This window comes from Sphingobium sp. LMC3-1-1.1 (assembly GCF_040676285.1).
Lineage (GTDB): Bacteria > Pseudomonadota > Alphaproteobacteria > Sphingomonadales > Sphingomonadaceae > Sphingobium.
Genome location: NZ_JBEGHQ010000012.1, coordinates 59,082 through 69,690, shown reverse-complemented (window position 1 = coordinate 69,690; position 10,609 = coordinate 59,082). Strand labels below are relative to the sequence as shown.

Here is a 10,609-nt window from a genome sequence, read left to right as displayed (position 1 = left end):
CGCCCGCTCCATCGATCGCGTCGGTGCCCCGCGAGGGGCTTAAATGGGAACGCGGTGCGGGAGGATGCTCCCTAATCCGCGGCTGTCCCTGCAACTGTAAGCGGCGAGCAAGGCAAGGACGGCCCCCCATCCGGGATGGCCAGCCACTGGAGCAATCCGGGAAGGCCCGTGCCAAGGCGACGACCCGCAAGCCAGGATACCTGCCGAACGCAAAGGTCGCTCTAGCCATGGTCCAGGGGATGGTCACGGCTCGGTTCTCCGCACGGGCGACGAATGCGGCTGGGGGACATCCTCCGGTCGTCGTTGCGACGTGGGAGGTGAAGTTCGTTGCCAGACGCGCAAAGCGCATCGTCCGCCGCCGTTCGCGGCTGGTGTCCATCGGCATGGCGTCCGATGACGGCAGGCGACGGATTGCTGGTACGGGTGCGCCCCCGACTGGGCCGCCTCACCGTGCCGCAGGCCATCGGACTTGCAAAAGCGGCGCGTTCGCACGGCAACGGCCTGATCGACCTTACCAACCGCGCCGCGCTCCAGCTTCGCGGCGTGGCGGAGCAAAGCCATGCTCCACTGCTCCGGCAACTCATCGCTCTTGGCCTCGCCGATCCCGATCCTGGCCGTGAGGCTCGCGGCAATGTCCTGCTCACGCCCGATTCCTCGCCAGGGGACGACACGGAAAACATCGCCCTCAGCCTGATCGAGCATCTTGATGAAATGCCCGAACTTCCCCCCAAGATCGGGATCGCCATCGACGCCGGCCCTGCGCCCTGTCTGGCAGCTGTTCCCGCGGACTTCCGCTTCGAACGCAGCGCAACGGGCATGCTGCTGCTGAGGATGGACGGACGGATGCTCGGTTCTACCACCAGCGTCGAAAACGCGGCTCGCGACCTGAGCGCCCTTTTCCACTGGTTTCTGGCCACGGGCGGGGCAGCATCTGGCCGCGCAGCCCGGCACAAAGCTCCTCTGCCAACCGTTGCGGATGTCGCGCCCGCGCCGTCCCGCCCGCCTTCCCAAGCGCTGGCGGCGGCAGCCGGCCCGTTTCACGGCATTCCCTTCGGCCAGTTCCATGCCGACAGCCTCATCGCGCTGGCGGAAAAAGGGAATGTCTGCGCCGTGCGCATCACCCCCTGGCGCGGCCTGATCCTCGAAGGAGCCAAGGAGGATGCCGACAACCTCTCCATTGACCGGCTGCTCGGAATGGATGCCTGCCCTGGCGCGCCTGCATGCCCGCAGGCCAGCGTTGCGACCCGCAGCCTCGCCACCCGGCTCGCACCGCTGGTCGATGGCTCCCTGCATGTGTCGGGCTGCGCCAAGGGCTGTGCCCGACAGGTGCCTGCCGACCTTGTTCTCACCGGCAGGCAGGGCCGCTTCGACCTGTCCCGCAACGGCCCCGCCGGATCATCGCCGGAGTTGGCCGGCATGACCGCCGACCAAGTCCTCGCCCATTTTGGAAGGCCCTGATGCCCCAAAACTATGAAACCGATGGCGCCGCCATCTACCGGCAGTCCTTTCGCATCATCCGCGCGGAGGCTGATCTCGGCCGCTTCTCGCCCGAGGAGGAGCGCATCGCCGTGCGCATGATCCATGCGGCGGGACTGGTCGAACTTGCGTCCCGGATCCGCTTTTCTCCCTCCTTCGCAGAAGCTGCCATCGCCGCTCTTCAGGCCGGCGCCCCGATCCTCTGCGACGCGCGCATGGTGTCCGAAGGGATCACCGCAAAGCGCCTGCCGGCCGCCAATCCCATCCTCTGCACGCTGAACGATCCGCAAGTGCCCGCGCTGGCGGAGCGCATGTCCAACACCCGCTCCGCCGCCGCGCTTGAACTCTGGCGGCCTTATCTGGCAGGCGCGCTTGTCGCGATCGGCAATGCGCCGACGGCTCTGTTCCATCTGCTCGACATGCTGGAGGATCCCGCCTGCCCTCGACCGGCCGCGATCATCGGCTGTCCCGTCGGCTTCGTCGGAGCGGCAGAATCGAAGGAGGCGCTCTGGCACGCCCAACCCGTCCCCTGTTGCGTCGTAGAGGGCCGCCTTGGCGGCAGCGCTGTCACGGTCGCGGCGGTCAATGCCATTGCGAGCCCGGCGGAATGACAGGCGGGACCATCCACGGCGTTGGCCTGGGACCGGGCGCCCAGGACCTGATGAGCGTCCGTGCCGACCGGCTGATCCGCGACGCGCGGCATATCGCCTATTTCCGCAAGCGGGGACGGTCGGGTCATGCCCGCAGCATCGTGGAGGGCATGTTGCGCGCCGATGCGGTCGAATTCCCGATGGAATATCCGGTGACGACGGAAATCCCGCTGTCCGATCCCCGCTACAATGACCTTCTCTCGGCCTTCTACGCCGATTGCACCGCGCATCTGGAAGGACTCTCCGCGCGCGGGGAGGATGTGGTCGTCCTCTGCGAGGGCGATCCCTTCTTCTATGGCAGCTTCATGCATCTGCACAGCCGGCTCGCCGCGCCGGTGAAGATCGTCCCCGGCATCACCGGCATGTCCGGCGCCTGGACCGCCAGCGGCACGCCGATCAGTTGGGGGGACGATGTCCTGACCGTGTTGATGGCGACGCTGCCCGAAGAGGAACTCGTCCGCCGCATCCGTGACAGCCATGCGCTGGCGGTGATGAAGATCGGCCGCAACCTCCCCAAGCTGCGCCGCGCGATCGAAGCGGCCGGCCGACAGGACAGCGCCTGGCTGATCGAATATGCGACGATGGCGGATCAGCGTATCACGCCGCTGGCAGAGGCGACCGATGTCACCGCCTATTTCTCGATCCTGCTGATCCATGGACAGGGCCGCCGCCCATGACCGGCTGGATCGTGGCAGCGGGCCTTGGGCCGGGCGCGGATGCGCTCGTCACGCCAGAGGTGTCGGATGCACTGGCGCAGGCAACCGACGTCATCGGATATATCCCCTATGTGGCCCGTGTGGCGCAAAGACCGGGCCTCATGCTCCACGCATCGGACAATCGCGTCGAACTTGAACGCGCTGCCCATGCCCTGACCCTTGCCGCCCAGGGCAGGCGGGTCGCAGTGGTGTCTTCGGGCGATCCGGGCGTGTTCGCCATGGCTTCGGCCCTGTTCGAAGCCATGGAGGCAGGCCCGCAGGACTGGCGCGATGTCGATGTCCGCGTGCTCCCGGGCATCACCGCCATGCTCGCCGCCGCGGCACGCGCGGGCGCTCCGCTCGGCCATGATTTCTGCGCCATCAACCTGTCCGACAATCTGAAGCCCTGGCCGCTGATCGAACGCCGCCTGCGCCTCGCGGCACAGGCCGACTTCGCCATGGCTTTCTACAATCCGCGATCCCGCTCCCGGCCGGAAGGCTTCGGGCGGGCGCTGACGATCCTGCGCGAGGAATGCGACGAGGATCGACTTATCCTGTTCGCCCGCGCCGTTTCCACGCCCGAAGAAACTCTGCGCATCGTGCCGCTGAGCGAGGCGACCGCGCAGATGGCGGACATGCGCACCATGGTCATCGTCGGTTCCAGCCGCACCCGGCTGATTAGCCGATCAGGGCCGCCGATCCTCTATACGCCGCGCTCCGCCGCATGACCCAGCCATTGCAGCACCGCCGCAACCTCATGCGTCATCAGCGCGGCCGGACAGGCCGGGCGCTCGATCATCACGACCGGCAATGCCAGTTGCCGCGCCGCAATCAGCTTCGCCTGCGCGCCATCGCCACCAGCATTTTTCGAAACCACGCAGTCGATCCCATGGGCGCGCATCAAATGCATTTCGGCCTCCACCGTAAAGGGGCCCCGGTCGATCACCAGCGCATGTCGGGGCAATTGCGGGACAGCGTCGGGCATGTCGACGAAGCGCAGCAGATAATGATGCTGCGGCTGTGCAGCGAACACATCGACATGCACGCGACCCACCGCCAGCATCACGCGGCGGGCGGCTCCCGCCAGCGCCGCCACGGCGCCGGCCATGTCGGGCACGCGCGTCCACTGGTCCCCCTCAGCCGCAGTCCACGGGGGACGGGTCAACATGATATGCCCGACCCCCGCCTCCCGCGCTGCGGCAACGGCATGCTCGCTCATCGTCGCGGCGAAAGGATGGGTGGCATCGACCAGATGGGTGACGCTCTCCTCCCGCAAATAGCGCACGAGGCCTGCAATCCCGCCAAAGCCGCCGACACGCACCGGCACCGGCTGCGCCCGTGGCTTCTCCGTCCGCCCGGCGTAGCTCAGCAGCGCGCGCGCCCCACGCTCGGCCAGAGCTGCTGCGAGCGCGCTGGCTTCGGTGGTCCCGCCCAATATGAGGATGTTGGAAATGCCCGATACTCCTGACGGTGCCTGGCTGACGATCATCGGCATTGGCGAAGACGGCGCCAGCGGCCTGTCATCCGCCGCCCGCGCCGCGCTGGACAGGGCCGCGTTCATTGCCGGATCGCCGCGCCATCTTGCGCTGTTGCCAGCCCTTAGGGCCGAAACCTTCGGCTGGCCAGCCCCGTTCGAGGAAGGGATTCCGGCGCTGCTCGCCCGCCGGGGAATGCCGACCATCCTGCTTGTTTCCGGTGATCCCTTCTGGTTCGGCGCAGGGGCCGTCTTGACGCGCCATCTGGAAGCCGGAGAGTGGACGGCGCATCCCGCCCCCTCCTCATTCTCGCTTGTCGCCTCCCGGCTGGGCTGGCCGCTTCAGGAGGTGGAATGCCATGGCCTCCATGCCGCGCCGCTGACGCGACTGCGCTCGTGTCTGGTACCCGGACGGCGCGCCATATTGCTGTTGCGCGACGGACGGGCAGTGCCCCAACTCGCCGCCTGGCTGACGGAACAGGGCTTCGGTTCCTCGACCCTGCACGTGCTGGAAGCGCTGGGCGGCCCTCGCGAGCGTATCCGACAGTGCACGGCCGAAAGGCTGGACATCACCAACATCGCCCATCCTGTGGCGATCGGCCTGTCCGTGGCTGGCGACGGCAGGACGCTCCCTCGCGCCAGCGGGATCCCCGACGACTGGTTCGACCATGACGGCCAGATCACCAAGCGTCCCGCCCGCGCCCTGACCCTGTCCGCCCTCGCCCCCCGCCCCGGCGAAATGCTGTGGGACATCGGGGCAGGCTCCGGCTCTGTCGCCATAGAATGGCTGCTCACCCATGGCTCCACACGAGCCATCGCGTTCGAGGCTGATCCGGAACGTGCCGAGCGCGCACGCGCCAACGCCGTCCGTCTGGGCGCCGACCGTCTGACCATGGTTGCGGGGAAGGCGCCGGACGTGCTGATCGGTCGAGATCCCCCCGACGCCGTCTTCATTGGCGGAGGACTGAGCCAGCCCATGCTTGAAGCCCTGTTCGCGATGCCTGGTGGCCGAACGCGACTTGTCGCCAATGCCGTCACCCTCGAATCCGAAGCGCTGCTCGCCCAATGGCAGGCGGAGAAAGGGGGCGACCTGCTTCGCATCGAACTTGCGCAGGCGGTGCCGTTGGGCACTCGGCGCGGCTGGCGTTCCGCCTATCCGCTGGTGCAATGGAGCGTGTCGCTATGATCGTCGCGGGCTTCGGCTTCCGCCAGAGCGCCTCGCTCGCTTCCTTGGAGTCAGCGCTTGAGGGGGCGATGGGCGCAATGATCGCCGTCGACGCGCTTGCCACCATTGATCGCAAGGCCGCGCAGCTTGCGCCCCTGGCGCGCCACCTTGCCCTTCCCCTCATAGCCGTAAGCGCGGAAAGCCTGTCGGATCAGCCCGTGCTTACCCGGTCCGCCGCCAGCATGGCCGCCTATGGCGTGGGCAGCGTTGCCGAAGCGGCCGCTCTTGCCGCCCTGAGGCCCAAGGGGCGGCTTTTCGCGCCTCGTGCCCTCTCTTCCGACCGCCTCGCAAGCTGCGCCATAGCCGAAGGTCCTGACGAATGACTGTCCATTTCATCGGCGCCGGTCCCGGAGCGCCCGACCTCATCACCCTGCGTGGCCGCGACCTGATCGCGCGCTGTCCGGTGTGCCTCTATGCCGGATCGCTCGTGCCGGCCGCCCTCCTCGATCACTGCCCCCCGGACGCGCGGATCGTCAACACGGCGCCGCTGACGTTGGACGAGATCATCGCCATCATCACGGAGGCCCATCAAGCGGGGCAGGATGTCGCGCGCCTGCATTCCGGCGACCTGTCCATCTGGTCGGCCATGGGCGAGCAGCTTCGCCGGCTGAAGGCGATCGGCATACCGTTCAGCATCACGCCCGGCGTCCCCTCCTTCGCCGCCGCCGCCGCCGCCATCGGTGCTGAACTGACGCTGCCCGAACTCGCCCAGTCGCTGGTCCTTACGCGGACACCGGGCCGGGCCAGTTCCATGCCGCAGGGTGAGAGCCTGGCTGCTTTCGCGGCAACCGGCGCGACGCTTGCCATTCATCTTTCGGTCCACAATCTCGCGCAGGTGGTGCGCGACCTGACGCCGCATTATGGCGGCGATTGCCCCGTGGCGGTGATATGGCGCGCAAGCTGGCCGGATCAGCGGATCGTTCGCGCAACGCTTGGCACCATCATGGCGGCCGCTGCGGATGGGCCCGAACGGACCGCCATGATTTTGGTGGGCCCGGTGCTGGGCAGCGAGGATTTTGCGGAAAGCAGCCTCTATGCGCCTGGTTATGACCGCCGTTTCCGACCGGCCAGCGCCGACTCCATCTTCATCGACAAGCCATGACGCCGGGCCTTCTGATCGCGGCGCCCCGATCCGGATCGGGCAAGACCACCGTCACGCTCGGCCTGCTGCGCGCCTTTTCCCGTATGGGCATCAGGGTCCAGCCGTTCAAATCTGGCCCCGACTATATCGACCCAGCCTTCCAACGGGCCGCCAGCCGCCGTCCTTCGTTCAATCTCGATAGCTGGGCGATGTCCCCATCGCAGATGGCCGCGATCGTGGGCGGCGCGGACGCGGACCTGATGGTGGCCGAAGGCGCGATGGGACTGTTCGATGGCGCGCCCGCCGCAGGGGAAGCCGGCAACGGCGCGAGCGCCGATCTCGCCGCGCTGTTCGGCTGGCCCGTGATTCTCGTCATGGACGTGTCGGGCCAGAGCCAATCCGCCGCCGCCATCGCCAGCGGCTTTCGCGGACTGCGCCCCGACCTTTCAATGGCCGGCGTCATCCTAAACCATGTCGCCAGCGAACGCCATGAACGCTTGATCCGCGTGGCGATGGAGGAGGCTGCGATCCCGATATTCGGCGCGATCCCGCGTTCCACGTCGCTACGCCTGCCTGAACGTCACCTGGGTCTGGTCCAGGCCGCCGAACAGGCTGATCTGGACGGAGCCATCGACCGCATGGGCGATATCGTCGAGGCCCATGTGGACCTGAATATCGTCCTTCGCGCGGCTCGTTCCGGCGCGCGGCACTATCGCGGATCGGGCCTGTCGATGCCGCCGCCTGGTCAGCGTATCGCCGTCGCGCGTGACGAGGCCTTTTCTTTCACCTATGCGCATATCCTGTCGGATTGGCGCGATTCTGGGGCGGAAATCCTTCCCTTCTCCCCGCTGGCGGACGAAGCCCCGGCAGCCCAGGCCGATGCGGTCTGGCTGCCCGGCGGCTACCCTGAACTGCATGCGGGCAGGATCGCGGGGGCGGGCCGTTTCCTGTCCGGCCTCCGACGCCACGCGTTGGACCGCCCGATCCATGGCGAATGTGGCGGCTATATGGTGCTGGGGCAGACACTGATCGACGCCGATGGGCAGGCGCACGCCATGGCCGGTCTGCTCGGCCTCGTCACCAGCTTCGCGGAACGGCGCCTCCATCTGGGCTACCGGCGGGCGCGGTTGCTGGCGCCCATGGCCGGCATGCGCGCAGGAACGGTGCTGAACGGGCATGAATTCCATTATTCCACCATCGTCGAGCAACCCGACCACCCGCTCGCCCAGGTGACCGACGCCGAGGGGCAGCCGATTTCCTCCACGGGATCGCATCGCGGCCGTGTGACCGGCGGTTTCTTCCACCTTGTCGCCCACTCATCGAAAGCCGTCCCATGATCAGCATCGACCTTATCGGCATCGGCACGGGCAATCCGGATCACCTCACCCGCGCGGCGGAGAAGGCGATGAACATGGCCGACATGATCCTGCTGCCCCGAAAGGGCGATGCGAAGTCCGACCTTGTCGACCTGCGCCGCGCCATCTGCGCGCAGCTTCTCACGCGGGACGTGAAGATCGTGGAATTCAACATGCCGCGGCGAACCGACAGGAGCGACTATGTCGGCGCCGTCCTCGACTGGCATGACGCCATCGCAGGGCTATGGATGGAACAGATCGCCCTGCATCTTCCCGATGGCGGAAGGCTGGCGCTGCTCGTCTGGGGCGATCCGTCGCTCTATGACAGCAGCCTGCGCATTGCCGCCCGCCTGCCCGGCGCAACGGTGCGCGTCATTCCCGGCATCACCAGCATACAGGCGCTGACGGCTGCCCATGGGATCTGCCTCAACGACCTTGCCCAACCGGTGCTGGTCACCACAGGCAGGCGCCTTGGCCAGCAGGGTTGGCCAGCCTGCTCCGACACCCTGGTCGTTATGCTGGACGGCCATTGCGCCTTCCAGACCCTGCTGCCTGAGGATTTCGATATCTGGTGGGGCGCCTATCTGGGACTGCCGCAGGAAAGGCTGATCCACGGACCCCTGACGATCAAGGGGGACGAAATCATTTCATGCCGCGCCGAACTCCGGCGGCAGCACGGCTGGATCATGGACATCTATCTTCTGCGAAGACGCGGGCCCGGCTGACCGGCCCGGAGGCCATCAGGCCACGTTCGGCATCAGTTCGATGATGGGCCTGGAGGCGGCCTGCGGCATGCCGCCAGATGCGGTCTCGGCGCGACGACGAAACTCCGCGGCCATGGCCTGATGCATCATTCGCGCGGAAGCATCAGCGGTCGTGGCCGCCAACTGATCATGCATTCTTGCCCGGTCAAGACATTCTTCTGGCGTAAGAGCATTCGTCATGAATCAAACTCCTGCCTGTCGCGGACATCATCTTCTCCATCGCCTTCAGAGCGAAAGATCCGACCTTGAGCCGCGAAAAACGGGGCTCAACTTAGCCTTTCCCATCATCGATTGAAAACAGAATCTTGTTCCGACACCTGTCCCGTCCGTCGCATGCAACGGTTCAGCGCAGCCAGGCCATGTTCGGCTGCGCGCTATGGCTTTTCAGCTCCTTGCGGGTTTCGGACTCCACTTCCTTCAACAGCACCTCATACCCCCAGAGATTGGCGAGATTTTGCAATACCATAGCGGCATCGCCCTCATCCAGCTGCACGCCGTCCAGCACTGAATGCTCGACGATCAACTTGCGGTCGCCGGACAGGTCGACATCGACCACCTGTATGTCCGGCTCCTGTCGCCCGATTTCATATTCCCGCGCCAGCGATCGCCGGATACGACGATAACCGCGCTCGTCGTGAATGGCATCCACCCGCAGTTCCGAGTCGCCCTCCTTGTCGAGTATCTTGAACAGGCGCCATTGGCGTATCAGATGCGGGCTGAGAAACTGCGAAACGAAGCTTTCATCGCGGTAATTGGCCCAAATGTCCTTGAGCACCTCCATGGGGTCGCCCGACCCGGCGATGTCGCCGAACCATTCGCGATCTTCCTCGGTCGGCTCCCGGCAGACCCGCTCGATATCCGACATGATGCCAAAGCCCAGGGCATAGGGATTGAAACCACCAAATTGCCCTGAATCATAAGTGGGTTGATAGACGACATTGGTATGGGACGAGATGAATTCCATGAAGGCACCGTCGGTCAGCCATCCCCGTTCGTGCAGTGTCGTCATGATGCGATAATGGGTATAGGTCGCGGCGCCCTCATTCATCGCCTTGGTCTGGCGCTGGGGATAGAAATATTGAGCGATCAGGCGCACGATCCGCAATATCTCGCGCTGCCAGCTTTCCAGCCGAGGCCCCGTTTTTTCCAGGAAATAGAGGATATTCTCCTGCGGCAGTCCCAGCGCCGCGCGCCGGGCGTCGCTGGGGATCGCATCGGCTCTCGCACCCGTCGGCACTGTCCGCCACAGATCGTCATAGATGCGATCGCGATATGCCTGCCGTTCCGCTTCCCGTGCCGCCTCTGCCTTCAGATCCCTTGGCCGGACGCGCGGATAGCGATGGACGCCCTGGTTCATCAACGCATGGGCGGCATCCAGCACCCGTTCCACCGGCAACTGGCCATAGCGCTCCTCGCACTGCGCGATGTAGCGTTTGGCAAACTCCAGATAGTCGAGGATACCTTCCGCATCAGTCCATTGTTTGAAAACATAATTATTCTTGAAGAAATGATTATGTCCAAAGGCCGCATGCGCGATGACCAGCGTCTGCATCGTCGCGCTGTTTTCCTGCATTAGATAATTGATGCATGGGTCGGAGTTGATGACCAGTTCATAAGCAAGGCCGCGCAGCCCCTTGCGGTACATCATCTCGTTGGTGACGAACTGCTTGCCGAAGGACCAGTGCTTGTAGAAGAGCGGCATGCCGATGGAGGAATAGGCATCCAGCATCTGCTCCGCGCTGATGATTTCTATCTGGTTGGGATAGATGTCGAGCTTCATTTCCTGGAGCGCGATAGGTTCCACCGTTTCATAGATGCGATTGATAAGCGCGAAATCCCAATCGCTTCCTGAAAACAGAGGGGCAGGTGCCAAAGCGACGGTCATGCCA

Annotated in this window: 12 protein-coding genes and 1 riboswitch; of the genes, 9 read left to right on the top strand and 3 right to left on the bottom strand. The window is 65.5% G+C overall.

The features are described from left to right. The first annotated feature begins 4 nt into the window (after positions 1–4). Positions 5–223: riboswitch (cobalamin riboswitch) on the top strand. A 170-nt stretch (positions 224–393) separates the two neighbouring features. From MRBLMC3_RS10715 to cobJ, 4 genes are read left to right on the top strand one after another with little or no spacing between them, the layout of a single operon-like run. Then, the gene (locus MRBLMC3_RS10715; RefSeq protein WP_363828440.1) at positions 394–1,458 is read left to right on the top strand and encodes a cobalamin biosynthesis protein CobG; all 1,065 of its coding nucleotides are present in this window, start codon (positions 394–396) and stop codon (positions 1,456–1,458) included. After that, positions 1,458–2,087 (top strand): precorrin-8X methylmutase, encoded by a 630-nt coding sequence (locus tag MRBLMC3_RS10710; RefSeq protein ID WP_363828437.1) that lies wholly within the window; start codon positions 1,458–1,460, stop codon positions 2,085–2,087. The genes MRBLMC3_RS10715 and MRBLMC3_RS10710 overlap by 1 nt, the downstream gene beginning before the upstream one ends. Continuing rightward, positions 2,084–2,803, top strand: a complete 720-nt coding sequence (gene cobI, locus MRBLMC3_RS10705; RefSeq protein WP_363828434.1) for a precorrin-2 C(20)-methyltransferase — start codon at positions 2,084–2,086, stop codon at positions 2,801–2,803. The genes MRBLMC3_RS10710 and cobI overlap by 4 nt, the downstream gene beginning before the upstream one ends. Further along, positions 2,800–3,549: a precorrin-3B C(17)-methyltransferase gene (gene cobJ, locus MRBLMC3_RS10700; protein WP_363828431.1), complete on the top strand. Its 750-nt coding sequence runs from the start codon at positions 2,800–2,802 to the stop codon at positions 3,547–3,549. The genes cobI and cobJ overlap by 4 nt, the downstream gene beginning before the upstream one ends. Here the strand turns inward: cobJ and MRBLMC3_RS10695 are convergent. Next, on the bottom strand, positions 3,525–4,274 hold the full coding sequence (locus MRBLMC3_RS10695) for a cobalt-precorrin-6A reductase (RefSeq protein WP_363829424.1): 750 nt from the start codon (positions 4,272–4,274) through the stop codon (positions 3,525–3,527). The two genes, cobJ and MRBLMC3_RS10695, sit on opposite strands and share 25 nt — an antisense overlap. On the opposite strand from MRBLMC3_RS10695, the gene cbiE reads away from it, so the two are divergent. The 5 genes from cbiE to cobF are packed head-to-tail and all read left to right on the top strand — an operon-like array spanning position 4,273 to position 8,681. Further along, positions 4,273–5,481: a precorrin-6y C5,15-methyltransferase (decarboxylating) subunit CbiE gene (gene cbiE / locus MRBLMC3_RS10690; RefSeq protein WP_363828429.1), complete on the top strand. Its 1,209-nt coding sequence runs from the start codon at positions 4,273–4,275 to the stop codon at positions 5,479–5,481. The two genes, MRBLMC3_RS10695 and cbiE, sit on opposite strands and share 2 nt — an antisense overlap. Next, positions 5,478–5,843, top strand: coding sequence for a cobalamin biosynthesis protein (locus MRBLMC3_RS10685; protein ID WP_363828426.1), 366 nt, complete (start codon positions 5,478–5,480; stop codon positions 5,841–5,843). Before cbiE ends, MRBLMC3_RS10685 begins: the two co-directional genes overlap by 4 nt. Beyond that, positions 5,840–6,622 (top strand): precorrin-4 C(11)-methyltransferase, encoded by a 783-nt coding sequence (cobM, locus tag MRBLMC3_RS10680; RefSeq protein ID WP_363828424.1) that lies wholly within the window; start codon positions 5,840–5,842, stop codon positions 6,620–6,622. Before MRBLMC3_RS10685 ends, cobM begins: the two co-directional genes overlap by 4 nt. Continuing rightward, positions 6,619–7,938, top strand: a complete 1,320-nt coding sequence (locus tag MRBLMC3_RS10675; RefSeq protein ID WP_363828422.1) for a cobyrinate a,c-diamide synthase — start codon at positions 6,619–6,621, stop codon at positions 7,936–7,938. Before cobM ends, MRBLMC3_RS10675 begins: the two co-directional genes overlap by 4 nt. Beyond that, complete coding sequence (gene cobF / locus MRBLMC3_RS10670) at positions 7,935–8,681, top strand: precorrin-6A synthase (deacetylating) (protein ID WP_363828420.1); 747 nt, start codon at positions 7,935–7,937, stop codon at positions 8,679–8,681. The genes MRBLMC3_RS10675 and cobF overlap by 4 nt, the downstream gene beginning before the upstream one ends. 15 nt (positions 8,682–8,696) lie before the next feature. Here cobF and MRBLMC3_RS10665 read toward each other — a convergent pair whose 3' ends face one another. Next, complete coding sequence (locus tag MRBLMC3_RS10665) at positions 8,697–8,855, bottom strand: hypothetical protein (protein ID WP_363752007.1); 159 nt, start codon at positions 8,853–8,855, stop codon at positions 8,697–8,699. A gap of 208 nt (positions 8,856–9,063) precedes the next feature. Continuing rightward, complete coding sequence (locus MRBLMC3_RS10660) at positions 9,064–10,605, bottom strand: SpoVR family protein (RefSeq protein WP_363828417.1); 1,542 nt, start codon at positions 10,603–10,605, stop codon at positions 9,064–9,066. Positions 10,606–10,609 lie beyond the last annotated feature (4 nt).

What these genes read in the sequence shown, in the direction of transcription:
- MRBLMC3_RS10675 (WP_363828422.1), top strand. Translation starts at nt 6,619, where the DNA reads ATGACGCCGGGCCTTCTGATCGCGGCGCCCCGATCCGGATCGGGCAAG.
- MRBLMC3_RS10715 (WP_363828440.1), top strand. Translation starts at nt 394, where the DNA reads ATGACGGCAGGCGACGGATTGCTGGTACGGGTGCGCCCCCGACTGGGC.
- cobF (WP_363828420.1), top strand. Translation starts at nt 7,935, where the DNA reads ATGATCAGCATCGACCTTATCGGCATCGGCACGGGCAATCCGGATCAC.
- cobI (WP_363828434.1), top strand. Translation starts at nt 2,084, where the DNA reads ATGACAGGCGGGACCATCCACGGCGTTGGCCTGGGACCGGGCGCCCAG.
- MRBLMC3_RS10660 (WP_363828417.1), bottom strand. Translation starts at nt 10,605, where the DNA reads ATGACCGTCGCTTTGGCACCTGCCCCTCTGTTTTCAGGAAGCGATTGG.
- MRBLMC3_RS10685 (WP_363828426.1), top strand. Translation starts at nt 5,478, where the DNA reads ATGATCGTCGCGGGCTTCGGCTTCCGCCAGAGCGCCTCGCTCGCTTCC.
- cbiE (WP_363828429.1), top strand. Translation starts at nt 4,273, where the DNA reads ATGCCCGATACTCCTGACGGTGCCTGGCTGACGATCATCGGCATTGGC.
- MRBLMC3_RS10665 (WP_363752007.1), bottom strand. Translation starts at nt 8,855, where the DNA reads ATGCATGATCAGTTGGCGGCCACGACCGCTGATGCTTCCGCGCGAATG.
- MRBLMC3_RS10710 (WP_363828437.1), top strand. Translation starts at nt 1,458, where the DNA reads ATGCCCCAAAACTATGAAACCGATGGCGCCGCCATCTACCGGCAGTCC.
- cobJ (WP_363828431.1), top strand. Translation starts at nt 2,800, where the DNA reads ATGACCGGCTGGATCGTGGCAGCGGGCCTTGGGCCGGGCGCGGATGCG.
- cobM (WP_363828424.1), top strand. Translation starts at nt 5,840, where the DNA reads ATGACTGTCCATTTCATCGGCGCCGGTCCCGGAGCGCCCGACCTCATC.